This window comes from Methylobacterium sp. E-046, assembly GCF_022829625.1.
In the GTDB taxonomy this organism is placed as follows: domain Bacteria; phylum Pseudomonadota; class Alphaproteobacteria; order Rhizobiales; family Beijerinckiaceae; genus Methylobacterium; species Methylobacterium longum.
In genome coordinates this window covers 39,300-63,019 of record NZ_JAKSYP010000183.1, presented here as the reverse complement: position 1 = coordinate 63,019, position 23,720 = coordinate 39,300, and the positions used below count along the sequence as shown (strand labels likewise).

Annotated in this window: 21 protein-coding genes and 1 tRNA gene; 9 read left to right on the top strand and 13 right to left on the bottom strand. The window is 68.6% G+C overall.

The features are described 5' to 3' along the window. Positions 1-85: 85 nt before the first annotated feature. Positions 86-829: an ABC transporter ATP-binding protein gene (locus MKK82_RS18610; protein WP_238286365.1), complete on the bottom strand. Its 744-nt coding sequence runs from the start codon at positions 827-829 to the stop codon at positions 86-88. Then, a complete protein-coding gene (locus MKK82_RS18605; RefSeq protein ID WP_238286364.1) occupies positions 822-1,580 on the bottom strand; it encodes an ABC transporter ATP-binding protein in 759 nt (252 codons plus the stop codon). Before MKK82_RS18605 ends, MKK82_RS18610 begins: the two co-directional genes overlap by 8 nt. A gap of 206 nt (positions 1,581-1,786) precedes the next feature. Here MKK82_RS18605 and MKK82_RS18600 point away from each other — a divergent pair, with 206 nt between their 5' ends. From MKK82_RS18600 to MKK82_RS18590, 3 genes are all read left to right on the top strand, one after another. Beyond that, on the top strand, positions 1,787-2,665 hold the full coding sequence (locus tag MKK82_RS18600) for a 2-dehydro-3-deoxygalactonokinase (protein WP_238286363.1): 879 nt from the start codon (positions 1,787-1,789) through the stop codon (positions 2,663-2,665). Next, positions 2,662-3,297, top strand: a complete 636-nt coding sequence (locus MKK82_RS18595) for a 2-dehydro-3-deoxy-6-phosphogalactonate aldolase (RefSeq protein WP_238286362.1) — start codon at positions 2,662-2,664, stop codon at positions 3,295-3,297. The genes MKK82_RS18600 and MKK82_RS18595 overlap by 4 nt, the downstream gene beginning before the upstream one ends. Before the next feature lie 85 nt (positions 3,298-3,382). After that, a complete protein-coding gene (locus MKK82_RS18590) occupies positions 3,383-4,546 on the top strand; it encodes an alanine racemase (RefSeq protein WP_238286361.1) in 1,164 nt (387 codons plus the stop codon). A 413-nt stretch (positions 4,547-4,959) separates the two neighbouring features. On the opposite strand, the gene MKK82_RS18580 is transcribed toward MKK82_RS18590, so the two are convergent. The 4 genes from MKK82_RS18580 to MKK82_RS18565 all read right to left on the bottom strand — a co-directional run bounded on the left by MKK82_RS18580 (position 4,960) and on the right by MKK82_RS18565 (position 7,564). Then, positions 4,960-5,133, bottom strand: a complete 174-nt coding sequence (locus tag MKK82_RS18580; RefSeq protein ID WP_238286360.1) for a hypothetical protein — start codon at positions 5,131-5,133, stop codon at positions 4,960-4,962. 143 nt (positions 5,134-5,276) lie between these two features. Beyond that, on the bottom strand, positions 5,277-6,197 hold the full coding sequence (locus tag MKK82_RS18575) for a histone deacetylase (RefSeq protein ID WP_238286359.1): 921 nt from the start codon (positions 6,195-6,197) through the stop codon (positions 5,277-5,279). Further along, the gene (locus MKK82_RS18570; RefSeq protein ID WP_238286358.1) at positions 6,194-7,135 is read right to left on the bottom strand and encodes an NAD(P)/FAD-dependent oxidoreductase; all 942 of its coding nucleotides are present in this window, start codon (positions 7,133-7,135) and stop codon (positions 6,194-6,196) included. The genes MKK82_RS18575 and MKK82_RS18570 overlap by 4 nt, the downstream gene beginning before the upstream one ends. Before the next feature lie 344 nt (positions 7,136-7,479). Further along, a tRNA-Leu gene (locus tag MKK82_RS18565) sits at positions 7,480-7,564 on the bottom strand. A 125-nt stretch (positions 7,565-7,689) separates the two neighbouring features. On the opposite strand from MKK82_RS18565, the gene MKK82_RS18560 reads away from it, so the two are divergent. Next, positions 7,690-8,271, top strand: coding sequence for a YqaA family protein (locus MKK82_RS18560; RefSeq protein WP_238286357.1), 582 nt, complete (start codon positions 7,690-7,692; stop codon positions 8,269-8,271). A 2-nt stretch (positions 8,272-8,273) separates the two neighbouring features. Then, a complete protein-coding gene (locus MKK82_RS18555) occupies positions 8,274-8,762 on the top strand; it encodes a disulfide bond formation protein B (protein WP_243986442.1) in 489 nt (162 codons plus the stop codon). Between the two features lie 46 nt (positions 8,763-8,808). Here MKK82_RS18555 and MKK82_RS18550 read toward each other — a convergent pair whose 3' ends face one another. The 4 genes from MKK82_RS18550 to cpdR form a co-directional block, all read right to left on the bottom strand. Next, entirely contained in the window at positions 8,809-9,264 is a 456-nt protein-coding gene (locus MKK82_RS18550; RefSeq protein ID WP_238286355.1) for a DUF1178 family protein, read from the bottom strand. A 21-nt stretch (positions 9,265-9,285) separates the two neighbouring features. Beyond that, on the bottom strand, positions 9,286-10,143 hold the full coding sequence (locus MKK82_RS18545; protein ID WP_238286354.1) for a carbon-nitrogen hydrolase family protein: 858 nt from the start codon (positions 10,141-10,143) through the stop codon (positions 9,286-9,288). Continuing rightward, entirely contained in the window at positions 10,136-10,405 is a 270-nt protein-coding gene (gene grxC, locus MKK82_RS18540; RefSeq protein ID WP_238286582.1) for a glutaredoxin 3, read from the bottom strand. Before grxC ends, MKK82_RS18545 begins: the two co-directional genes overlap by 8 nt. 132 nt (positions 10,406-10,537) lie before the next feature. Continuing rightward, positions 10,538-10,894, bottom strand: a complete 357-nt coding sequence (cpdR, locus tag MKK82_RS18535; protein WP_003603128.1) for a cell cycle two-component system response regulator CpdR — start codon at positions 10,892-10,894, stop codon at positions 10,538-10,540. 205 nt (positions 10,895-11,099) lie between these two features. Between cpdR and MKK82_RS18530 the strand changes: the two genes are divergently transcribed. Beyond that, complete coding sequence (locus tag MKK82_RS18530; RefSeq protein WP_238286353.1) at positions 11,100-12,002, top strand: N-formylglutamate amidohydrolase; 903 nt, start codon at positions 11,100-11,102, stop codon at positions 12,000-12,002. A 219-nt stretch (positions 12,003-12,221) separates the two neighbouring features. Here MKK82_RS18530 and MKK82_RS18525 read toward each other — a convergent pair whose 3' ends face one another. Further along, on the bottom strand, positions 12,222-13,091 hold the full coding sequence (locus MKK82_RS18525) for a UTP--glucose-1-phosphate uridylyltransferase (protein ID WP_238286352.1): 870 nt from the start codon (positions 13,089-13,091) through the stop codon (positions 12,222-12,224). Between the two features lie 174 nt (positions 13,092-13,265). Between MKK82_RS18525 and galE the strand changes: the two genes are divergently transcribed. From galE to MKK82_RS18510, 3 genes are all read left to right on the top strand, one after another. Continuing rightward, the gene (gene galE, locus MKK82_RS18520) at positions 13,266-14,258 is read left to right on the top strand and encodes a UDP-glucose 4-epimerase GalE (RefSeq protein WP_238286351.1); all 993 of its coding nucleotides are present in this window, start codon (positions 13,266-13,268) and stop codon (positions 14,256-14,258) included. Between the two features lie 4 nt (positions 14,259-14,262). Then, positions 14,263-15,471 (top strand): lytic murein transglycosylase, encoded by a 1,209-nt coding sequence (locus tag MKK82_RS18515; RefSeq protein WP_238286350.1) that lies wholly within the window; start codon positions 14,263-14,265, stop codon positions 15,469-15,471. A gap of 84 nt (positions 15,472-15,555) precedes the next feature. Next, positions 15,556-16,989 (top strand): DUF459 domain-containing protein, encoded by a 1,434-nt coding sequence (locus MKK82_RS18510; protein ID WP_373323291.1) that lies wholly within the window; start codon positions 15,556-15,558, stop codon positions 16,987-16,989. A 47-nt stretch (positions 16,990-17,036) separates the two neighbouring features. Here MKK82_RS18510 and MKK82_RS18505 read toward each other — a convergent pair whose 3' ends face one another. Together MKK82_RS18505 and gltB are read right to left on the bottom strand one after the other, a co-directional pair. Further along, complete coding sequence (locus tag MKK82_RS18505; protein ID WP_238286348.1) at positions 17,037-18,470, bottom strand: glutamate synthase subunit beta; 1,434 nt, start codon at positions 18,468-18,470, stop codon at positions 17,037-17,039. Between the two features lie 101 nt (positions 18,471-18,571). Beyond that, positions 18,572-23,287: a glutamate synthase large subunit gene (gltB, locus tag MKK82_RS18500; RefSeq protein ID WP_409566823.1), complete on the bottom strand. Its 4,716-nt coding sequence runs from the start codon at positions 23,285-23,287 to the stop codon at positions 18,572-18,574. Between the last annotated feature and the right edge of the window lie 433 nt (positions 23,288-23,720).

Sequence of the window (23,720 nt, the reverse complement as noted above, 5' to 3'; positions counted from 1 at the left end):
CATCCTCGAGCGGCGCGGCGGTTCTCCGCCAGCCAAGTATCGGAGCGCCTGTTGCTGGCGCTTCTGCGGTTTCTGCCGGCGAGCTTCAGACGCCGAGATAGGCGTGCAGCTTGTCGATATTGGCGTCTAGCTCGGCGTTGGGGATCATGTCGACCACCCGTCCTTGCTCAATCACGAAGTGCCGGTCCGCGAGCGTCTGCGCGAAGCGGAAATTCTGCTCCACCAGCACGATCGTGTAACCCTGAGCCTTCAATTGCTGGATGGTCCGGCCGATCTGCTGGACGATGACCGGCGCAAGACCTTCGGTCGGCTCGTCGAGGAGGATCAGCTTGGCGCCGGTCCGCAGGATCCGGCCGATCGCCAGCATCTGCTGCTCGCCGCCGGAGAGCTTGGTGCCCTGGCTGCCGGCACGCTCCTTGAGGTTCGGGAACAGCTGGTGGATGTCCGCCACCGACATGCCCCCGGGCTTCACCCGCGGCGGCAGCATCAGGTTCTCGTGCACCGTGAGGCTCGCGAAGATGCCGCGCTCCTCCGGCACGTAGCCGAGCCCGAGCCGTGCGATGTTGCGCGAGGCCATGCGGATGGTCTCGACGCCGTCGTAGACGATCGATCCCGAGCGCCGCCCCAGGATGCCGATGATCGCCCGGAGCGTCGTGGTCTTGCCCGCGCCGTTGCGGCCGAGGAGCGTGATCACCTCGCCCGCCCGGACATCGATGTCGATGCCGTGGAGGACGTGGCTCTCGCCATACCAGCCCTCCAGCCCGCGGACGGTCAGCAGCGAGCCGGTCGCGGCGGCCGGGGTGACTGACTTCAGCGCCGCCTCAGGCATGTCCCGCCCCGATGTAAGCTTCGACCACGCGCGGGTCCTTGGAGACGGTGGCGTAGTCGCCCTCCGCCAGCACCTGGCCGCGGGCCAGCACGGTGATGCGGTCGGACAGCGATGCCACCACCGAGAGATTGTGCTCCACCATCAGGATGGTGCGGTCCTTCGAGACGCGCCGGATGAGCTGCGCCGTGCGCTCGACGTCCTCGTGGCCCATGCCGGCCATGGGCTCGTCGAGGAGCAGCATCTCGGGATCGAGGGCCAGCGTGGTGGCGATCTCCAGCGCCCGCTTGCGGCCGTAGGACAGCTCGACCGCCAGCACGTCGGCGAACTCGGTCAGGCCCACCGCCTCGACCAGGGCGAGCGCCTCGCCGTTCAGCGCCCGCAGCACCTTCTCGGCCCGCCAGAAGTCGAAAGAATCGCCCCGGCGCCTCCGCTGGAGCGCGATGCGGACATTCTCCATCACCGTGAGGTGGGGGAACACCGCCGAGATCTGGAAGGAGCGAACCAGCCCCAACCGGGCCACGTCGGCGGCCTTCAACCCGGTGATGTCGCGATCCTTGTAGCGGATCGTCCCGGCGGTCGGGATCAGGAACTTGGTCAGCAGGTTGAAGCAGGTGGTCTTGCCCGCCCCATTCGGCCCGATCAACGCGTGGATGGTTCCACGCTCCACCTGCAACGCCACGCCGTTGACGGCCCGGAACCCCCGGAACTCCATCGTCAGGCCATCTGTCGCCAGGATCACGTCCCGTGCCAAACGAGTCCCTCCCCGGACAAGAATTCTTGGCGGCCATATCGCCGATCCGCCCGCTCGCCGTCCATCGCAAACGCCCGAACCGATGCGACAATCCCCGGCGACTGATATTTCTTGGTCGCCCGCGGCCAACGGCATGGCCGAGCGCCCTTGACCGGGCCCCGGGGCCGCCATTAACTCAGACAAAAATCAGCTGGGGGAGGGTTTGCGTGGCGGGGCGAGCGGCCTACCTCGCGGTCGACTGGGGCACGACCAACCGACGCGCCTACGCCGTCGCGGCGGACGGCGCCGTGGTCGACAGCCTGCAGGACGACCGCGGCGTGCTGGCGATGACGCGGGACGACTACCCCGCTTCGATCACCGCCCTGCGCGAGCGACTCGGCGCCTACCCGGTCATCGCCAGCGGGATGGTCGGTTCGAGCCGCGGCTGGCGCGAGGCGCCCTACATCGCCGCCCCGGCCACCCTGGAGCATCTGGCTGATGCGAGCCTTGAGGCCGCGCCCGGCGTCTGGATCGTCCCGGGCGTCGCGCTGAGGCACGGCAAGCGGCCCGACGTGATGCGGGGCGAGGAGACTCAGGTGCTGGGCGCGATCCGCGCGGGCGCGGCGCCGCCGACCGCGCTCTTCTGCCAGCCCGGCACGCACAACAAGTGGATCGACACCGCCGAGGGCGCGATCACGGCCTTCACCACCGTGATGACCGGCGAGATCTTCGCATTGCTCCGCAGTCACGGCGTGCTGGCGGAAATGCTCGACGGCGCCGTTACGGACGGCGCCGCCTTCCGGCGCGGGCTCCGCCGCGGGATCGCGGCGCAGAACGTCCTCGCCACGCTGTTCGAGGTCCGGGCCGGCGTGCTGCTCGACCGGCTGGCGCCGGGCGACGCCGCCGCCTATGCCAGCGGCATCCTGATCGGCGCCGACGTCGCGACCCGCGAGGATCTCGCCCAGCGGCCGGTCCACCTGCTCGGCGGGGGCGCCTTGGGGGACCTCTACGCCGTCGCCATCCGAGAGGCGGGGGGGACGCCCGTCGCCGTGCCGGAGGGGTCGACCACGGCCGGTCTTCACGCCATCTGGAGCCTGCGGACATGACCATCCGGGATCGGTTCGAGACGTCCTTCGCGATCTGCCCGCTCGTCGCCATCCTGCGCGGGCTGACGCCGGACGAGGCGCCGGCGGTGGGCGACGCCCTCGTGGAGGCCGGGTTCACTCTCATCGAGGTGCCGCTCAACTCCCCCGAGCCGCTGCGCAGCATCGCGCGCCTGGCCGACCGGTTCGCGGGCCGCGCCCTGGTCGGGGCCGGCACCGTCCTGACGCCCGCGCAGGTGGAGGCGGTCGGCGCCGCGGGGGGGACCCTGATCGTCTCGCCCAACACCGATGCGGCGGTCATCCGCGCCACCGTGGCGGCCGGGCTGATCGCGATGCCCGGCTACCAGACGCCCACCGAGGCCTTCACGGCGCTGGCCGCCGGGGCGACGGCGCTGAAGCTGTTCCCGGCCGATGTCGCCACCGCGGTCGCCCTCAAGGCGCATCTCGCCGTGCTGCCGGCCGGCGCCCGCGTCCTCGCGGTCGGCGGCGTCACCCCCGAAAGCCTGGCCGGCTGGCGGCAGGCCGGAGCCGCCGGATTCGGTCTCGGGTCGAACCTCTACCGGCCCGGCAAGGCACCGGCCGACATCGCCCGGGATGCCGCGGCGTTCGTGGCGGCGCTCCGGGCAACGACGTAGGCGGATCGGTAGCCGGCGGAATGCTGTTGGGCCGCCGGCCGCCCTCGCGTAGACCCTGGGCGCTGGCGGAAGCGGGAGCGGCAAAATGGCGGACGGGCACGACGGACCGGGCGATGACGGCTTCGACGGGCTCGAAACCCCCTGCCTCCTCCTCGATGCGGACAGGATGCAGGCCAACATCGCCCGGATGCGCGCGCACCTCGACGGTATGGGCGTCACCCTCCGCCCACATCTGAAGACCGCCAAGTCCCTCGACGTCGCGCGCCGGGCGATGGCGGATCCCTCCGGTCCCGCCACGGTCTCGACCCTGCGGGAGGCGGAATATTTCGCCGAGGGCGGCGTCCGCGACATGATCTACGCGGTGGGGATCGCGCCGCAGAAGCTCGATCGGGTCGGCGCCGTCCGCCGTCGCTGGGGCGCCGATCTGGCGATCATCCTCGATTCGCTCGCGCAGGCCGAAGCGGTCGCGGCCTGGAGCCGGCTTCAGCGCGATCCCCTGCCCGTGCTGATCGAGGTCGACGCCGATGGTCACCGGTCCGGCGTGGGCCCCCGGGATGCGGAGCGGCTGATCGGCATCGGCCGGGCCCTCGCCGCGGGCGCCGACCTGCGCGGCGTGCTGCTGCACGCCGGCGACAGCTACGGACTCAGCGATCCCGCTGCCCTGCGCGCGGCGGCGGAGGCCGAGCGCGTGGCCGCCGTCACGGCCGCCACGATCCTCCGCGAGGCCGGCCTGCCCTGCCCGATCGTCAGCGTCGGCTCGACCCCGACGGCGCGCTACGCAGAGCACCTCGACGGCGTCACCGAGATGCGCGCGGGCGTGTTCATGATCGGCGACCTGTTCCAGGCCGGGGTCGGCTCGTGCGCGGTGGACGATATCGCGCTGACCGTCCTCGCCACCGTGATCGGCCACCAGCACGATAAGGGCTGGATCATCACCGATGCGGGCTGGATGGCGCTCTCACGCGACAGGGGTACCGCCCGGCAGGCGGTCGACCAGGGCTACGGCCTCGTCTGTGACCGCTCCGGCCGCCCCTATCCGGATCTGATCGTGCGGGATGCCAATCAGGAGCACGGCATCCTCGCCCTCAGACAGGGCTCGTCGGCCGCGCGGCCCGAAATTCCCGTGGGAGCCCGGGTCCGGATCCTGCCGAACCACGCCTGCGCCACCGGCGCCCAGCACGATCGCTACCACGCGGTCGCGGGTGGCCGGCATACGGGCGACATCTGGCCCCGCATCAACGGTTGGTGACCGGCGGCCGACCCGTCACCGCGGGGTCGCGACGCTGCGGACCGACCCGTCGGTCTGATCCATGACGAGGCGGCAGGCCCCGCTCAGGCTCGCCCGCTTCGCCCGCAGGCACTCCGTGATCGCGCCGGCATTGGGGATCTGTGCGGATCACAGGCGCATCACGTCCGGCGTGCAGGCCGCGCGCTGGGTACCCGTCTCGGCCACGGCGGGCGCCGACACCGAGGCGACGGCGAGCAGGGCGAAGAGGGCGCGTTTCATCGAAACGGTTCCTGAGGACGCAAATGTCTGTCGCGAGCAGCCGGTCTCGGATCTGGCCCAGCCGCGGCACCGGGCCCAGAACGCCGCGCGCCGCGATGATTTCCCTGCGTCCTGCATCTCTCCCGCCGCGTCCGGCCGGCGCTGGGCCGTTGGCGTCACTGGCGCGCCGCCGGCGCGATCGCGCCGGTGGCGACCGGTTCGGCCAGGGTGGTGTTGATCGCCGACTGCGTCCGTTGGCGATCGAGCTTGTCGGCGGAGATGAGGGCAGCCGCGATCAGGGCAGACACGGCCAAGGTCGCCTTCACCACATCCCAGAGCCGCGCGAACATGGCCGAGCCTCGATGGTGTCACGGAGCGGAGGTCGCGGATCCGCCCTGATCCGCGGTTCCATCATCCTCCGTCGCGACCCTTCCCAAAACCTTTCCCGGTCTCTGCGCCGCCCATCTCCGTCGCGACCTGATGCATCGGGGCCTCACATGGGCGGCCGGACGTTCCCCGCTTCCGCCGCCAGAGCCTCAAAGACCAGGGCGTGCCGCCGTGACAGCGCGTCCACATCGGAGGTGTAGCCCCCGCCGATGACCGCCACGAGCGGGATCCTGCGCGCGCGCGCCTGCGCCACCACGAAGCGGTCGCGCGCGAACAAGCCCGCATCGGTGAGGCAGAGGCGGCCGAGCCGATCGTCCCGGTGGGGATCGACCCCGGCGTTGTAGAACACGATGTCGGGTGCGAGCGCGTCGAGGAGCGGCGGCAGGCGAGCGTGCAGGACCGCAAGGTAGCCGGCATCGTCGAGCCGGTCCGGCAAACCGATATCGAGGTCGCCGGCGATCTTCTGAGCGGGGTAATTGTTCTCGCAGTGGATCGACAGCGTGAACAGGTCCGGCCACAAGGCGAGGCAATCGGCAGTGCCATCGCCCTGGTGGACGTCGAGATCGACCACTAGGGCGCGCTGAATGCGCCGCTCCGCCTGCAAGGTCCGAGCGGCCACCGCGACGTCGTTCAGCACGCAGAACCCGGCGCCCTGCAGGCGCCGTGCGTGGTGGCTGCCACCCGCGGCGCTGCCCGCCAGTCCCTCCGCGAGCGCCAACCGCGCCGCCAGAAGGGTTCCACCCACCGACGCGCGCGAGCGCCGGACGAGGGCCGCGTCGACCGGGAGGCCGATAGCTTTCTCGATGTCGCGAGTCACGGCGCAGGCCAGGACTGCGGCGACGTAGGCGGGATCGTGCGCCCGCACGAGGATCTCTGCGGTCGCGGGCTCCGGCGTCACGAATCCGAGGGGCGCAAGACCCTTCTCCAGCAGCGTCTCGGCGAGCAGTCCGTATTTCCGCATCGGGAACCGGTGGCCCGACGGGAGGCTCGACTCGTAGGCAGGATGAAAGGCGATCGGCGGGATCACGCCGCGGCGCCCCGGTCGGCCAGGATCGCTTCGGCGAGGTGCAGGCCGCTGTCGTGGGCAGCCTCGATCCGGGCACCGATACACCAGTCGCCGGCAGCGCCGAGACGAAGGGCGGGGTCGTAGAGGCTGGGAACGCCGAGGGCGACCTCCACCTGGGCGTAGCGCCAGCGATGCGCCTCCGCGACGGTCGGCCGAAGCGTGGTGCCGAGCCGCTCCGCGGTCGCTTGAACGAGCGCGGAGACGACGGTCTCGCGCGGGTCCTCGAGGTGCTGGCGCGACCAATCCGGCGTGGCATGGATGGTGAGCCGTATGCCGTCCGGACGGCCGGGCTTCGAGGAGTCGCAGGCGATGAGGCCGATCGGATCCTCCCGAGGCTCCATCAGGGGCTCCGCCGTCGCCGCCTCGACGGCGAGCATCAATGACCAGCACGGCGCGTACCGGGCCAGGGCGACGCCGGGCAGCGCGAAACCGGACGTTTCGAGCAGGGTGAGCGCTTGGGGCGCGGGGAAGGTGATCGCCACGGCGCCGAACGGCCCATGAACTGCGCCCGTCGCGTCCTCGATATGCCACTCGGACTCGCGCCGCAGAATTCGCGTGATCGTGGTGGTGCTCATCACTGCAAGACCGGCCAGCAGATCGCGGACCGGAGCGGTCATGCTGGGCTGGCCGACGTGGCGCCCCGAACCCGCCCAGGGCGCCGCCACGCCCCGCCGCACCCAATCTTCGAGCCGGATAGCGAATGCGTGTCCATGTGCCCGCATGAATTGGGCACCATGGTCGAACTGCGCGGCCCCGGACCGCCGTGTTGCCATCCGGCCGCCGACGCCGCGTCCCTTGTCGAACACTTGGACGCGTAGCCCGGCTTCGGCGAGTCTGCGGGCCGCCGCCGCACCGGCCATGCCGGCTCCCAGGATCGCGACACTGCGCTGCACGTCCACGGACTGGCTCTGCCCCGATCAAGTGGCGCGAACCGCCGCGCACCGGTCAAACTAGGGGAGATGGAAGAGGACGTCAGGGCGACCGGCTGTCTCGATCCCGCCCGTGCTCACGTCCGCGGATCTGCAACTCGCCCCCTCGCTCCGGAAAGCGGGAACGCCTCGGAGGTCTCGAGGGAGCCCCTTGATGGCCGATACGATCCGTGACGAGCTCGCTCGAGACTGCTGCGCAGTGCCTCGCGATCAGGTTCTGCGGATCCGGGTCCGACGACACGATCCGGGCGAAGCGGTTCTGGCGAGCGCCGGGCAGTTGCCTGCGGCGCGACCGCGCCGCGTCCGGCAGTGCGTGGTGCGGGTAGAGGGAATCGAACCCCCACGCCTTGCGGCTGGCGATTTTGAGTCGCCCGCGTCTACCAATTCCGCCATACCCGCCCGTACGGCGCTCTTCGCACAGGTCGGCCGCGCCGGCCAAGCGCGTTTTTCGCCCGCGGTGCCAATCTGGTCAACGCGGAGCGCCTATGCTCAAAGGGCGCCGCTCGGTCACTTCGGACGGTTGGATGCTTCGCCGGCTCTATGCGTGGATCTTGGCCCTCAGCGACAGGCCGTCCGCGCCCTACGTGCTCGGCGCCGTGGCGTTCGCCGAGAGTTCTTTCTTCCCGGTCCCACCGGACGCGATGCTCGTGCCCATGGCGGTGAGCCGTCCGGACCGCGTCTGGCTCTACGCCACCATCGCGACCGTCGCGTCGGTCCTGGGCGGACTCGTCGGTTATGCCATCGGCGCGCTGCTGTTCGACTCCCTCGGCGAATGGCTCATCCGGGTCTACGGCCTGCAGAATTCGGCCGCGACCTTTCAGGAATCGTATGCGCGATACGGGCACTGGGTCATCCTGTTGAAGGGTCTGACGCCGATCCCCTACAAGCTCGTCACGATCACCTCGGGCCTCGCCCATTACAGCCTGTTCTGGTTCACGGTGCTGTCGGTCATCACAAGAGGTGCCCGCTTTTTCATCCTTGCCGGTCTGCTCGGCCGCTACGGCATCCAGATCCGCGGCGTCCTCGATCGACACCTCAACGCCGTCGTGGCGATTTCCCTCGCCGTCATCATCCTCGGCTTCCTGCTCTTCAAGGTGATCCTGTGACGATGAATACGGCAGCTACCCTGCGCGTGAAGACGACGGGCCTGTGGCTCGCGATGCTGGCGGCCCTCGTCGTGGCGGCCGTCCTCGTGATGCAATACGGATACGGCTATGCGCCCTGCAAGCTCTGCCTGACCGAGCGGCTACCCTACTACGCGGCCGTCCCGCTCGGGTTGATCGCGCTGTTCTCGCCCGAGCGTGTCGGGCGGATGGCGCTCGGACTGGCCGCTTTGGGGCTGCTCTACGGCGCCGGGATCGGCGTCTACCACGCTGGCGCCGAGTGGGGCTTCTGGCCGGGACCGTCCGATTGCGGCGGCGGGACGGGTGCCAATCCGGGTCAGATCGGCAATTTCCTCAACGCCCTCCAATCCACGAAGGTGGTCGACTGCTCGATCGCAGCGCTGCGGGTTCTCGGGGTCTCCCTGGCCGGGTGGAACGTCCTCGCGTCCTTCGCCCTCGCGTCCCTCGCCGGCACGGCCGCGGCGCGGCCCTGAGCGGACAGACGCTTGAGCCCTCTGTCCCGGCCGGTGACGCGCTGGTTTAGTTCCGATCGTCGGGCAGAAAAGGCAGGGCGGCCACGTCGATCCCTTCCTCGATGAGCGCGCGCGCCTCGTCGGGGCTGGCCTCGCCATAGATCGAGCGGCCTTCCGTCTCGCCATAATGGATTTTGCGCGCCTCCTCCGGGAAGCGGGCACCCACATGTTCGGAATTGGCCACGACGTGGTCCTTCAGCGCACGCAGCATCGCCCTGAGCTGTCGCTCGGGTTCGGCCACCATGGTCATGGGCGCCGCCGGTTGCGGCGGCTGCCGGGCAGGTGCACGCTCCCGATCCGTGCGGGCGATGCTCGGGACCATGAGCGCCTTGCTGACTTTCGCACTGTCGCAGATCGGACAGGTCACGAGGCCGCGCGCAGCCTGCGCGTCGTAGGAATCCGACGAGGGGAACCAGCTCTCGAAGCCGTGGGCCGCCTCGCAGACGAGACTGTAACGGATCATTCGCCTGAACTTGCTGCTGTTTTATTGTGCGGCCTGCACCTTCGGGCCGGCCTGTTCAACGGTGAAGGGCCGCCCATGCTTCAGCGACGGAATGCGCGCCCGGGCATCGGCGACCTGCGCCACGTCGATCTCCGCCAGGATCACACCGGGCTCGGACCCGCCCGCATCGGCCAGCACCCGGCCCCAGGGATCGACGATCATCGAATGGCCGTAGGTTTCCCGCCCGTCCTCGTGCAGACCGCCCTGCGCGGCGGAGATCACGAATGAACCCGTCTCGATCGCCCGCGCCCTCTGAAGAACGTGCCAGTGGGCCTCCCCGGTCTGGCGGGTGAAGCAGGCGGGCGCGGTGAGGATCTCGGCCCCGGCTTCGGCCAGCGCCCGGTAGAGACCCGGGAAGCGAATATCGTAGCAGATCGTGAGGCCCAGCATGGCCCACGGCGTGGCCGCGACGACCGCGCAGGCTCCGCCGGTATAGGTCGCCGATTCCCGCCAGCGCTCGCCGCTCGGCAGATCCACATCGAACAGGTGAAGCTTATCGTAGGAGGCCAGGATCTCGCCGTCGGCACCGATCAGGTAGGCGCGATTGGCGATCTTGTCGCCCGAGCGCACCGCGATCGAGCCGATCTGCACCACCGTTCTGGTTGCGCGCGCGGTCTCGCGCAGATCCGCAAGCGTCGCATCCCGGGCCTCGTCGGTCACCTGCGCGAACAGCCGCTCCCGGCTTCGTTCGACCAGGGAGGTCATCTCAGGTGTCTGAATGTAGACCGCGCCGAGCCCAGCCGCTTCGCGGATGCCCGCGACCGCCGCCGCACGGTTCGCGCCCGGGTCCCGGCCCGAACGCATCTGCAAGCAGGCGGCCGCAAACCGGGTTTCAGGCATCGGCCGTGTCCTTCAGGAGGCGATCGAGCTTGCCAGCACGGTCCAGGGCGTAGAGATCGTCGCAGCCGCCGACATGCGTTTCGCCGATGAAGATCTGCGGGACGCTGGTGCGTCCGCCGGCGCGGTCGACCATCGTCTTGCGGGCGCCCTGCACGCGCTCGACATCGATCTCCTGGAAGGCCGCGCCCTTGTCCTTCAACAGGCTCTTTGCCGCCGAGCAATAGGGGCACCAAGCCGTGGTGTAGATCGTGACCGGCTGCATGGCGTTGGTCGTCTCGCGCGTGAACTCCGACCATATAGGAGGGCGCAATCCGAATTGCCTATGCCCGTGTGGTCACAGCGCACCGCGCCGGCAGCGGCGCATCGTGCGATGCGCTCGGCCGCGTGGCGCCGCTCAGGCCGCCAGCAGCTTCTCGACCTCGTTCACGAGGTCGCGCAGATGGAAGGGCTTCGACAGGACCTTCGCGTCCTTCGGCGCCTTGGAATCGGGATTGAGCGCCACAGCGGCGAAGCCCGTGATGAACATGACCTTGATGTCGGGATCGAGCTCGGTCGCCCGGCGCGCGAGCTCGATGCCGTCCATCTCGGGCATCACGATATCGGTCAGCAGCAGCTCGAACGGTTCCTCGCGCAGCCGATTATAGGCCGAGAGGCCGTTGTCGAAGGACAGGACGTCGTAGCCCGCGTTCTGAAGCGCCTTGGCGAGGAACCGGCGCATGTCGTTGTCGTCTTCCGCCAGCAGGATTTTCATCGGCCGGATCCGAGCCTTCGAGTCAGGAGGTTGATCCCATAAAGGGAGGCGATGGTAAACAAGGTGTTAGGATGGCGCCCGCGATTCGCACCGCGATGCCCGAAGCGGCTCCGTGAGCCGCGCGCTTGGAGTGGACAGGCGGCCGATCGCGCACCACAGTGCGGGTCTGCCGCGATTGCCCAACCGCCGGGGTGTCCACGAGACGATGACTGCGCCTGAACCGGTCGAGCCAGACGCCTTCGGATTCGCCCCGGCCTTCATGGTCGACGAGCCGGCGGCTCACACCCTGCCTTTCGTCTTCAATACCGGTCATTCCGGAGCCGTCTACCCCCCGCACTTCATCGCGGCCTCACGCCTCGACGCCCTGTCCCTGCGGCGCTCCGAGGACGCGCACGTGGAGCGCCTGTTCGCCTCGGTGGTGACGCTCGGCGCACCCTTGCTGCGCGCGAATTTTCCGCGGGCCTTCCTGGACGTCAATCGCGAGCCGTTCGAACTCGATCCGCGCATGTTCGACGGTCGGTTGCCGCCCTTCGCCAACACCCGGTCGATGCGCGTCGCCGGCGGACTGGGCACGGTTCCCCGAGTGGTGGCCGACGGTCAGGAGATCTACGCCCGCAGATTGCCGGTGAGCGAGGCGACGGCGCGGATCGAGGGGCTCTACAAGCCCTATCACCGGGCTCTGCGCGACCTCATTCAGCGGACGTCGCGCAATCACGGCCATTGTGTGCTGATCGACTGCCACTCGATGCCGTCTTCAAGCCTCGGGCGCGATACCGAGGTCAAGGCCGATGTCGTCCTGGGGGACCGGTACGGGACCGCCTGCGCGCCGAGCCTGATCGAGGGCTTCGAGGCCGCCTTCCGGGGGCGCGGCTTCCGCGTGGTGCGCAACAAGCCGTACGCCGGCGGCTTCATCACCGAGCATTACGGCGAACCCAACCTCGGGCGCCACGCGCTCCAGATCGAGGTCAATCGCGCGCTCTACATGAATGAGGTGAGCCTCGCGATCACGCCGGGCTTCACCAGCCTCGTGGCGGCCTTGGAGTCGATCGTGGCTGACGTCGCCGCCGACCTGGGCGACCTCGCACCGCGCCGGATGGCGGCCGAATAGCCTTCGCCTGCGTCCGCCTCAGACGGAAGCACCGCCGTCAAAGAAAAAAGGCCACTCCCGAAGGAGCGGCCCGAAGTCTAGGGAGGAAACGCCCAAGAAGGGCTGCGGGACCGCGACGCCATCGCGATCTCGCAACGCACAAACTAAAGTGCGACGCACAAGAAGCAAGGCTTAAATCGTCGCCGCTTCCGCGTCAGGTGCATGGCTGCACCGCGCCGTTCAGCCCTGATCCTTCAGCAGCTTGGCGATCTCGATCCGGAGAGGGCCTGCCAGATCCGGGCGCTCGAGGGCGTAAGCCAAGTTGGCCGTGAGGAAGCCGAGCTTCGAGCCGGTGTCGTAGGTCCGCCCGTCGAACCGCAGGCCGAAGAAGTCCTGCGTTTCCATCAGGTCGATCATGGCATCGGTGAGCTGGATCTCGCCGCCCGCCCCCTTCTTGCCGTGCTCCAGGATACCGAAAATCTCAGGCTGCAGGATGTATCGCCCGGAAATGATGTAGTTCGACGGCGCGGTGCCCTGCTTGGGCTTCTCGACCATGCCGGTGATCTGGAACGATTCTCCGTAGGTCTCGCCGACGCTCACGATGCCGTATTGATGGGTTTCTTCGGGGGCCACCTCCTCCACGGCGATGACGTTGCCGCCGTGCTGCGCGTAGGTCGCCAGCATCTGCTGCATGCAGCCGCGGCTCAGCATGTCGGGCAACAGGACCGCGAAGGGCTCGTCCCCCACGATCTCGCGGGCGCACCAGACCGCGTGTCCGAGGCCGAGGGGCGCCTGTTGCCGGGTGAAGCTGGTCTGACCGGCCTTCGGCAGATCCCTCTTGAGATCCTCGTAGGCCGCGGTCTTGCCGCGCTCCTGAAGGGTGTGATCCAGCTCGAATGCGATATCGAAATGGTCCTCGATCACCGCTTTGCCGCGGCCGGTCACGAAAATGAAATGCTCGATCCCGGCTTCCCGAGCCTCATCGACCACATGCTGCACGACCGGCCGGTCCACGACCGTGAGCATCTCCTTCGGAACCGCCTTGGTCGCGGGCAGGAAGCGCGTACCCAACCCCGCCACGGGCAGGACGGCCTTGCGGATCGGTTTCATCGAACGGTAACCCCGAAACTGATTGGAACGACGTGGTCGACGCTGCGGCACGTGAGATAGGCGAACGCGATACACCACGACGACCCTGCGCGGATTCTATGTGGCAGAGTGCCGTAAATATACCGTCTGCGCGCGACTAAGTGGTCATCGCAGGCAGGCTTCTCGAGGGGTGATATGGCGGTTCTTGTGACGGGTGGGGCCGGTTATATCGGCAGCCATATGGTTCTGGCCCTGCTCGATGCAGGTCACGACGAGGTCGTCGTCTTGGACGATCTCTCCACCGGGTTCGATTGGGCGGTCCCGGAAGGCGTGAAGCTCGTCGTGGGGGACGTCGCCGATCAGGCGCTCGTCACGCAGACGATCCTCCAGCACCGGATCGACGCGCTCGCCCACTTCGCCGCCAAGATCGTGGTGCCTGAGTCGGTATCAGATCCCCTCGGCTACTACCTCGCCAACACCGTCAAGACCCGTGCGCTGATCGAGGCGTCCGTGCGGGCGGGCGTGAAGCACGTGATCTTCTCCTCGACGGCGGCCGTCTACGGGGAGCCCGAGGTCGTTCCGGTGCCCGAGGATCTGCCGCTCGCGCCCATCAACCCGTATGGCCGCTCCAAGCTCATGAGCGAGTGGATGATCGCCGACGCGGCGGCCGCGCACGGCTTCTCCTACGTGATCCTGCGCTATTTCAACGTCGCCGGCGCCGATCCGAAGGGTCGGTCCGGTCAATCGACACCGAACGCCACGCACCTGATCAAGGTCGCCACGCAGGCGGCCTTGGGGCAGCGCGAGCGGCTGGACGTGTACGGTACCGACTACCCCACCCCCGACGGCTCGTGCCTGCGCGACTACATCCAAGTGTCCGATCTGGCCGAGGCGCACCGGGTTGCCCTCGATCACCTGCGCTCTGGCGGCGAGAGCCTGACCCTGAACTGCGGCTACGGACGCGGTTACTCGGTGCTCGAGGTCATCGAGGTCGTCAAGCGGATCTCGGGCCGTGATTTCACGGTGCGTCTGTGCCCGCGCCGCGCCGGAGACCCGGCCCGGATCGTGGCCGAGGCCAGCCTGATCCGCGACCGGCTCGGCTGGAGGCCGCGCAACGACGATCTCGACGCCATCGTCGACCAGGCCCTCGCCTGGGAGGACAGCCTCGGCAAGCGCAACCGGATCTGACCGGATGCCCACACGCAGAGCCGTGTGCGCCGCGGCGCTGTGCCTCGCCGCGGCTCCGGCCCGCGCCGCCGAGGGCGCGCGCAGGGACGGCACCTTCCGGACCTTCGTCGAGGCTTTGCGGCCGGACGCCGCCGCGCGCGGCGTCTCCGCGGCGACCTTCGATGCCGCATTCCGGGGGATCAGCGGTCCGGATCCTGCCATCCTCGCCAGGACCCGCGGTCAGAGCGAGTTCGTGCGTCCGGTCTGGGAATACCTCGTGGGCGCCGTCTCGGGTGGTCGCCTCGCGCGCGGGCGCACGCGGGCCGCGGCCGCAGCATCGACCTTGACGGCGATCGAGGCGCGCTACGGGGTCCCGGCGCCGGTGATCCTGGCAATCTGGGGCATCGAGTCGGATTTCGGTGCCAGTGCCGGCAGCGTCCGCACGATCCGAGCCCTGGCGACGTTGGCCGAGGCTCAGCATCGGGGCGCCCTGTTCCGCGACGAGCTCCTCGCGGCGCTCACGATTCTCGAGCGTGGCGACGTCGCGCCCGATCGCATGAGTGGCAGCTGGGCCGGTGCGATGGGCCAGGTTCAGTTTCTTCCGTCCACCTACCTGACGCACGCGGTCGACTTCGACGGCGACGGACGGCGCGATATCTGGACCAGCGATGCGGACTCGCTGGCGTCGATCGCGGCCTATCTGAAGGATCTCAACTGGAACCCGACGGTCTCGTGGGGCTACGAGGTGCGCCTGCCAGACGGCTTCGACCTGTCTCAGTACACGGGCGAACTCGGCGATTTCGCCAAGCGCGGCGTGGGTCGCGCCGATGGCAAGCCTCTTCCTGGGCGGGGCCGTGCCAGCCTCTTCCTGCCGGGCGGAGTGGGTGCGCCCGCCTTTCTGATCACCGACAATTTCGAGGTCATCCGCGGTTACAACACCTCCGACTCCTACGCGCTCGCCGTGGGGCATCTGGCTGACCGGCTCGACGGTGGTGCGCCCCTATCCGCACCCTGGCCATCGGCGTCACTGCGCCTCGACGGACCCGGTCTACGGGCGCTCCAGGCCAGCCTCGGCGCGGCAGGATTCTACGAGGGCCCGCGTGACGGCCGCGCGGGACCTCGACTGCGCGAGGCGGTGCGGCGCTATCAGATCAGCGTCGGACTGCCGGCCGACGGTTATGCCACGCCGGCCCTCCTGGCACGGATGGTGGGCAAGCCCGCGCCCCGGCCGTAAACTGCGGAGTGATTTAGACCCGCGGCCCAGTTCCCCTATACTGGGTCGATGCCGGGCGGATTCCGTCCGGCGAAAGAGTGCGGAATGCGCATGAAAGTCGCTGGTCGGCATGCCTCGATGAACCCGCTGCCGTTCGGGTTCGCGGCTGCCTTGGGGTTGGCGGTTCTGGCGCTGCTCGGCACGGCGCCCGCGCGGGCCCAGTGGGGCGACGGCTATCAGCAGCCCAGTAACGGCGCCTACTACGAGGCTCCGCCGCGTCGCCGCCCCCGGGACGCCTATTACCGCGACGACGGAAGCTACGCGCGCCAGCCACGCTACGCCCCCCAACAGGAGGCGCCGCGCCAGTTCTACTGGCCGTGGGAAGACAGGCCCCAGCCCGTCGCGCCCCAGCCTGAGCGAACCTACCGCGCCCCGCGCCCGCGTCCCAACTACGGCACCACGGAAGCGCAGCGACCGCCGCCCGCGGTCAAGCGCCGGGTCCGCCCCGCCCGAGCCCCGACGCCCGCGAAACCGGCGGTGGCCAAGAGCGAACCGAGCGTGCAGATCGCGATTTTCGGCGACTCGCTGGCGGACCACTTGGCGAAAGGCCTCGATGACGTCTTCGAGGACAATGCCGACGTGGCCGTGATCGACCGCGCCAAGGGGGACAGCGGCCTCGCCCGCAAGGACGTGGTCGACTGGCCGAAGGTGGCGCAGGATTACCTGCAGGTGAGTCCGAAGGTCCGATACGCACTGATCATGCTGGGCGCCAACGACCGGCAGCCGATCCGCGAGGGCGACGAGACGGCGGAACCGCTGACCGATCGGTGGCGGGTCCTTTACAAGGCTCGCGTCGACGCCCTGATCAAGGTCTTCACCGATCGCAAGGTCCCGCTAATCTGGGTCGGTCTCCCGCCGATGCAGAGCGAGGCGCTCAGTCGCGACCTCGCGTCGATGAACGACATCGTCCGCGACAGCGTGACCAAAGCCGGCGCCACCTACGTCGATATCTGGCCGGGCTTCGTCGATGATCGGGATCGCTACGCCGCCTCCGGTCCCGATCCGGAGGGGCAGATCGCCAAGCTCCGTACCGCCGATGGCGTTCATTTCACGAAGGCCGGCGACCGAAAGCTCGCCCACTTCGCCGATGTCGAACTGAAGCGCCTCATGGGTACGGCGGCGCCGGCAGCCGACCAGCCCCCGGCTGCGGCCGTCGCGCCGAGTTCTCCGTCATCCGTGTCGGGACCAAGCCTGGACGGAAGCGGTCAGCCGACCGATACCGCCGCGATCGACCGCCAGATCACCGCGATGCTGCCCAGCCTGCCGGAGCCGCCGGGTGTGCCAGCACTGCCGGTGAAGCCAGCAGCCGGTCCGGTGGTGCCCTTGAGCCGTGCTGAGGTTTCGCCCGGGGGCACGCTGCTGAATGCCCGTCCGAGGGACGCCGACAATCTCGGTACCGTGGAGCGGACGCTGCTGCGCGGGAACGCTCCGATGCCGCAGCCCGGCCGCGCCGACGATTTCCGGTGGCCGCCCGGCTGATCGCCGGGCTGCCCCGTGAAACATCGCCGCGTCCGATCGGCGGTGACCTACCGGGGCAGGACCGTTGCGCCCATCAGCGTCTCGTCGATGGCGCGCGCGGCCTGCCGCCCTTCCCGGATCGCCCAGACCACCAGCGACTGGCCGCGCCGCATATCGCCGGCCGCCCAGATCTTCGCGTCGGAGGTGCGGTAATCCTCCTCGTTCGCCTCGACGTTGCCGCGCTTGCTCACGCCGATGCCGGACTGCTCCAAGAGACCCTTCTGCACGGAGCCGGCAAAGCCGATCGCCATGAAGACGAGGTCGGCGGGCAGGACAAATTCTGAGCCGCTGATCGGCTGACGCTTGGCGTCGACCCGGGCGCAGACGACGCCGGTGACCCGGCCCTTCTTGTTGCCCTCGACCCGGAGCGTTGCGGCCTGGAACTCGCGCTCCGCACCCTCGGCCTGGCTCGAGGAGGTGCGCATCTTGGTCGGCCAGTAGGGCCACACCGACAGCTTGTCCTCGCGCTCCGGCGGCCGCGGACGAATGTCGAGCTGCGTGACCGAGAGGGCGCCCTGCCGAAACGCGGTGCCGACGCAATCGGAGGCCGTGTCGCCGCCACCGATCACCACGACGTTCTTGCCGCTCGCCAGGATCGGCAGTTCGCCGTTGCCGCGCATCGGCTCGTTGTTCACCCGCCGGTTCGACTGGACGAGATAGGGCATCGCGTAATGCACGCCCTCAAGGTCCTGTCCGGGCAACTGCGGGTTGCGCGGATCCTCCGCGCCGCCGCAGAACATCACGGCGTCGAACTCGGCCTTCAGCTCCTCGACCGGCTTCGTCACGCCGATGTTCTGGTTGTAGTGGAAGACCACGCCCTCGGCCTCCATCTGGCGTACCCGCCGATCGATGTGGCGCTTCTCCATCTTGAAGTCTGGGATGCCGTAGCGGAGCAGGCCTCCGGCCTTCGGCTCACGCTCGAAGACGTGGACGTCGTGACCGACCCGGGCCAGCTGCTGCGCGGCCGCCATGCCAGCCGGGCCCGAGCCGACGATCGCGACGCGCTTGCCGGTCCGCATCTGCGCCGGCTCGGGCTTGACCCAGCCCATGTTCCAGGCGCGGTCGGCGATCGCCTGCTCGATCGTCTTGATGGCGACCGGCTGGTTCTCGAGGTTCAGCGTGCAGGCCTCTTCGCAGGGTGCGGGGCAGACGCGGCCGGTGAACTCGGGAAAGTTGTTCGTGGAATGGAGATTCCGCGAGGCCTCCTCCCAATCCGACTGGAAGACCAGGTCGTTCCAGTCCGGGATCTGGTTGTGGACCGGGCAGCCGGTCGGGCCGTGGCAGAACGGGATGCCGCAATCCATGCAGCGCGCCGCCTGCTTCGTGAGGTCGTGCTCGTCGAGCGGCAGCGTGAATTCGCGGAAGTGCCGCACCCGGTCGGCGGCGAGCTGGTACTTCTGCTCCTGCCGGTCGAACTCAAGAAAGCCTGTGATCTTGCCCATTGGTCAGCCCCTGGGCCGGCCAGTCCCTGACTGCGCTGCCCGCGTCGTCTTGTATGCTGCATGCGTGACCGGGCGGTGCGCCGCCCGGCCTCGAAGGCCGCCTATTCAGCGGCGACCGGCATCCGCGCCATTTCCATCTCGCGGAGTGCGCGGCGGTACTCCACCGGCATCACCTTCACGAACTTGGTGCGATAGGCCGACCAATCGTCGAGGATCGCCTTCGCGCGCGGGCTGCCCGTGTACTTGAGGTGGTTCTTGATGAGCTGCGTCAGCCGTTCCTCGTCGTGGCCCGACATGTCGGCCAGGATGTCCACCCGCCCCTTGGTTTCCAGGTCGCCGTCCTGATGGAAGCGACGCATCAGGTCGTCCTCCTCCTCGACCGGCTCGAGGTCGACCATCGACAGGTTGCAACGCGCCGAGAACGAGCCGTCCTCATCGAGCACGTACGCGATGCCGCCCGACATGCCGGCGGCGAAGTTGCGGCCGGTCTCGCCGATCGACACGACGACGCCGCCGGTCATGTACTCGCAGCCGTGGTCACCCATGCCTTCGACCACCGTGATGGCACCCGAGTTGCGCACCGCGAAGCGCTCGCCCGCCGAACCGCGGATGTAGCACTCGCCGGCGATCGCCCCGTACAGCACGGTGTTGCCCACCATGATGGTCCGGTCCGGCGGCGATTTCAGCGCGTCGCTCGGCCGGATGATCAGCTTGCCGCCCGACAGACCCTTGCCGACGTAGTCGTTGCCGTGGCCGGTCAGCTCGATCGTCACCCCCGCCGCCACCCAGGCGCCGAAGCTCTGGCCGGCGGTGCCGCTGAGCTTCACCACGATGGTGTCGTCGGGCAGTCCCTCGTGACCGTGTGCTTTCGCGACCATGCCGGACAGCATCGCCCCGGCGGCCCGGTCCGAGTTCCGGATCGTGTCTGTCAACACCACCGATTCGCCGGTCTCGATCGCGTGCTTAGCCCCCTCGATCAGGCGCCGGTCGAGGACCGTGTCGATCGGATGGTGCTGCACATCGACGTGGCGGATCGCCGTACCCTCATCCACCTTTGGCCGGTGAAACAGCTTGGCGAAGTTGAGTCCCCGCGCCTTCCAGTGGGCGATGGCCTCGACCTTGTCGAGCACGTCCGAGCGACCGACCGCCTCCTCCAGCTTGGTGAAGCCGAGCGACGCCAGGATCTCGCGCACCTCTTCGGCCACGAAGAAGAAGTAGTTCACGACGTGTTCGGGCGTGCCCTTGAAGCGCTTGCGCAGCACGGGATCCTGCGTGGCCACGCCGACCGGGCACGTGTTCAGGTGGCACTTGCGCATCATGATGCAGCCGGCCGCAATCAGCGGGGCGGTCGAGAAGCCCATCTGATCGGCGCCGAGCAACGCTGCGATGATCACGTCGCGCCCGGTGCGAATGCCGCCGTCCGCCTGGAGGGCGACGCGACCGCGCAAATTGTTGAGCACCAGCGTTTGCTGAGTCTCGGCCAAACCGGTTTCCCAGGGGCCGCCCGCGTGCTTCAGCGAGGTCAGCGGCGCCGCGCCGGTGCCGCCGTCGAACCCGGAGATGGTGATGTGATCGGCCCGGGCCTTGGCGACGCCCGCCGCCACGGTGCCGACGCCAACCTCGGAGACGAGCTTCACCGACACGTCGGCCGCCGGGTTCACGTTCTTCAGGTCGAAGATCAGCTGGGCGAGATCCTCGATGGAGTAGATGTCGTGGTGCGGCGGCGGCGAAATCAGGCCGACGCCCGGCGTGGCGTACCGGACCTTGGCGATCTTGGCGTCGACCTTGTGGCCGGGCAGCTGGCCGCCCTCGCCGGGCTTGGCGCCCTGCGCGACCTTGATCTGCATCATGTCGGAATTGACGAGATATTCCGTCGTGACGCCGAAGCGGCCGGAGGCCACCTGCTTGATCGAGGACCGGCGCGACCGCCCGTCCGGCAGCGGCTTGAACCGCTCCACCTCCTCGCCGCCCTCACCCGAGTTCGAGCGGCCGCCGAACGAGTTCAGCGCGATGGCCAGCGTCTCGTGCGCCTCCTTGGAGATGGAGCCGTACGACATAGCGCCCGTGGCGAAGCGCTTGACGATCTCGGAGGCCGGCTCGACTGACTCGATGGGAACCGGCGCACGGCCGATCTCCGAGGCCGACTTGATGCGGAACAGGCCGCGGAGCGTCTTCAGCTGGTGTTCCTGGCGGTTCACCAGCTCGGCATATTCCCGATAGCGCTCCGGCACGTTGAGGCGCACCGCGTGCTGCAGCGTCGCCACGGTGTCGGGCGTCCAGGTGTGGGTCTCGCCCCGCAGCCGGTAGGCGTACTCGCCGCCGACATCCAGCGCGTTCCGATAAACCGGTGCGTCGCCGAAGGCGTCCCGGTGACGGCGCACCGTCTCCTCGGCGATCTCGGCCATGCCGACACCCTCGATCGTCGTCGCCGTGCCGAAGAAGTCCCGACCCACGAAGGTCGAGTTCAGGCCGACCGCGTCGAAGATCTGCGCTCCGCAATAGGACTGATAGGTCGAGATGCCCATCTTGGACATCACCTTCAGCAAGCCCTTATCGATCGCCTTGATGTAGCGGTAGATGATCTCATCGTCGGTGAAATCCGGCGGAAACTCGTCCTTCATCTCCAAGAGGGTTTCGAAGGCGAGGTACGGATTGATCGCCTCGGCGCCGTAGCCCGCCAGACACGCGAAGTGATGCACCTCGCGCGGCTCGCCCGACTCGACCACCAAGCCGACCGAGGTCCGCAGGCCCTTCCGGATCAGGTAATTGTGCACGGATGCGGTGGCGAGCAGCGCCGGAATCGGGATCCTGTCCGGCCCGACCGCCCGGTCGGTCAGCACGATGATATTATAGCCGCCGCGCACCGCCGCTTCGGCGCGGTCGCAGAGGCGATCGAGCGCTCCGTCCATGGCCTGCGCGCCCGACTCGGCCGGGTAGGTCATGTCCAGGGTCTTGGTATCGAACCGGTCCTCGAAATGGCCGATCGAGCGGATCTTCTCCAGGTCGCCGTTCGTCAGGATTGGCTGGCGTACTTCCAGGCGCTTGCGCCGGGACGCGCCCTCCATGTCGAGGAGGTTCGGCCGCGGCCCGATGAACGAGACGAGGCTCATCACGGCCTCCTCGCGGATCGGGTCGATCGGCGGGTTCGTCACCTGCGCGAAGTTCTGCTTGAAGTAGGTGTAGAGCAGCTTCGACTTCTCGGAGAGGGCCGAGAGCGGCGTGTCCGTGCCCATCGAGCCGACCGCCTCCTGGCCGGTGACGGCCATGGGCTGCATCAGCAGCTTGAGATCTTCCTGCGTGTACCCGAAGGCCTGCTGGCGATCGAGGAGGCCGACGTCACCACGCGACTCGCGCGGCTGCACCGGACGCAAGTCCTCCAGCACGATCTGGGTGTTCTTCACCCATTCGGCATAGGGATGCGCGGCCGCCAGCTCGCCCTTGATCTCCTCGTCGGAGACGATGCGGCCTTTCTGGAGGTCGATCAGCAGCATGCGGCCCGGCTGGAGGCGCCAGGACTGCACGATCTTCTCGTCCGGGATCGGCAGGGTGCCCATCTCGGAGGCGAGCACGACGAGGCCGTCGTCGGTCACGATGTAGCGCGCCGGGCGCAGACCGTTGCGGTCGAGGGTGGCGCCGATCTGGCGGCCATCCGTGAAGGCCACGGCGGCGGGGCCGTCCCACGGCTCCATCAGGGCGGCGTGATACTCGTAGAAGGCCCGCCGCTCCTCGCTCATCAGCGGGTTGCCGGCCCAGGCCTCCGGGATCAGCATCATCATCGCGTGGGCAAGCGGGTAACCGCCCTGCACCAGGAACTCGAGGGCGTTGTCGAAGCAGGCGGTGTCGGACTGTCCCTCGTAGGAGATCGGCCACAGCTTCGAGATGTCGTTGCCGAAGAGATCGGAATCCACGCTTGCCTGACGGGCCGCCATCCAATTGACGTTGCCGCGCAGCGTGTTGATCTCGCCGTTATGCGCCACCATCCGGTAGGGGTGCGATAGACGCCAGGTCGGGAAGGTGTTGGTGGCGAAGCGCTGGTGCACGAGGGCAATCGCGGAGACGAAGCGATCGTCCTTCAGGTCGAGGAAGTAGCCGCCGAGCTGCGTGACCAGCACCATGCCCTTGTAAACGATGGTCCGGGTCGACACGGAGACCGGGTAGAATTCCTTCACCCGCGGATCGTCGAGGGCGTAGACCTTGTTGGAAATCGCCTTGCGGGCGACGTAGACCCGGCGTTCGAAGACGTCCTGGTCGGAGACCGATGCGGGCAGGCCAATGAAGACCTGCCGGTGATGGGGCTCCGTAGCCTTCACGGCCGCACCGAGATCCTCCGGATCGACCGGCACGTCCCGCCAGCCGAGCACCGGCAGCCCTTCGGAGGCCAGGACGGATTCCACGATGTCTTGGATGATCGCCCGCGGCTCCTCGGCCTTGGGCAGGAAGAACTGGCCGATCGCGTAAGCGCCGGCCGGCGGCAGTTCGAAGCCGAGGCGCGAGCATTCGTCGGCGAAGAAGCCGTGCGGAATTTGCGTGAGGATGCCGCAGCCATCGCCCATCTTCGGGTCCGCGCCGACCGCGCCGCGGTGATCCAGGTTCTCCAGGATCTTCAGACCCTGAGCGACGATCGCGTGGGTGCGCCGGTCGTGCATGTCGGCGATGAACCCGACACCGCAGGCGTCGCGCTCGTTCGCGGGATCGTAGGCACCCTGAGCTTTCGGGAGGGCGGGATCGCGCACGACGAGCGGCATCGCGCCACCGCGCGGAGCGGCGGCGTGGACCGAGGACACAGCAAACTCTTCGGCGGGTCTGCGTTGTGACATGCTTCGTCTCGTCCTTCCCTCGAATCCGTCCGCAGCCCTTGAACCCGCGAGCATCTTTCATGCCCGCAAGCCGTCGGCGCCCTGCGCTCTGACCTCATGTCGCAGGCCGTCCGGTCGGTCCCGCTGGGACGCCCCCGTCGACTTGCCTTCATCGAGGACCCAGACCGCTCGAAGGAGCGGTGCGCTGGCGCGCCCGTATCCGTCTGCCGGATTTCTCGCCCACGCGCGAGTCGGCGACGGCCGGGGTGCACGGCCGATGGGACAGTTGTGCTGTCCTAAGTCACGAAACTGCCAGATCGAACTGCTTTCAGCAAGTGACTGGCGACCGGTGCGGCAAGGATGCCGCGACTCCACGGACGACGCGAACGCGCAGCTTCCGCATTCTCGCCCGAATCGCGCGGTCTACGAGCCAGGCCGAGCACAAGCGGCATGC

Excerpts from the sequence above, each read along its gene's own strand:
- MKK82_RS18610 (WP_238286365.1), bottom strand. The coding sequence starts at position 829 with ATGCCTGAGGCGGCGCTGAAGTCAGTCACCCCGGCCGCCGCGACCGGC.
- MKK82_RS18595 (WP_238286362.1), top strand. The coding sequence starts at position 2,662 with ATGACCATCCGGGATCGGTTCGAGACGTCCTTCGCGATCTGCCCGCTC.
- MKK82_RS18590 (WP_238286361.1), top strand. The coding sequence starts at position 3,383 with ATGGCGGACGGGCACGACGGACCGGGCGATGACGGCTTCGACGGGCTC.
- MKK82_RS18580 (WP_238286360.1), bottom strand. The coding sequence starts at position 5,133 with ATGTTCGCGCGGCTCTGGGATGTGGTGAAGGCGACCTTGGCCGTGTCT.
- MKK82_RS18560 (WP_238286357.1), top strand. The coding sequence starts at position 7,690 with ATGCTTCGCCGGCTCTATGCGTGGATCTTGGCCCTCAGCGACAGGCCG.
- MKK82_RS18555 (WP_243986442.1), top strand. The coding sequence starts at position 8,274 with ATGAATACGGCAGCTACCCTGCGCGTGAAGACGACGGGCCTGTGGCTC.
- MKK82_RS18550 (WP_238286355.1), bottom strand. The coding sequence starts at position 9,264 with ATGATCCGTTACAGTCTCGTCTGCGAGGCGGCCCACGGCTTCGAGAGC.
- MKK82_RS18545 (WP_238286354.1), bottom strand. The coding sequence starts at position 10,143 with ATGCCTGAAACCCGGTTTGCGGCCGCCTGCTTGCAGATGCGTTCGGGC.
- grxC (WP_238286582.1), bottom strand. The coding sequence starts at position 10,405 with ATGCAGCCGGTCACGATCTACACCACGGCTTGGTGCCCCTATTGCTCG.
- cpdR (WP_003603128.1), bottom strand. The coding sequence starts at position 10,894 with ATGAAAATCCTGCTGGCGGAAGACGACAACGACATGCGCCGGTTCCTC.
- MKK82_RS18530 (WP_238286353.1), top strand. The coding sequence starts at position 11,100 with ATGACTGCGCCTGAACCGGTCGAGCCAGACGCCTTCGGATTCGCCCCG.
- MKK82_RS18525 (WP_238286352.1), bottom strand. The coding sequence starts at position 13,091 with ATGAAACCGATCCGCAAGGCCGTCCTGCCCGTGGCGGGGTTGGGTACG.
- galE (WP_238286351.1), top strand. The coding sequence starts at position 13,266 with ATGGCGGTTCTTGTGACGGGTGGGGCCGGTTATATCGGCAGCCATATG.
- MKK82_RS18515 (WP_238286350.1), top strand. The coding sequence starts at position 14,263 with ATGCCCACACGCAGAGCCGTGTGCGCCGCGGCGCTGTGCCTCGCCGCG.
- MKK82_RS18510 (WP_373323291.1), top strand. The coding sequence starts at position 15,556 with ATGCGCATGAAAGTCGCTGGTCGGCATGCCTCGATGAACCCGCTGCCG.
- MKK82_RS18505 (WP_238286348.1), bottom strand. The coding sequence starts at position 18,470 with ATGGGCAAGATCACAGGCTTTCTTGAGTTCGACCGGCAGGAGCAGAAG.
- gltB (WP_409566823.1), bottom strand. The coding sequence starts at position 23,287 with ATGTCACAACGCAGACCCGCCGAAGAGTTTGCTGTGTCCTCGGTCCAC.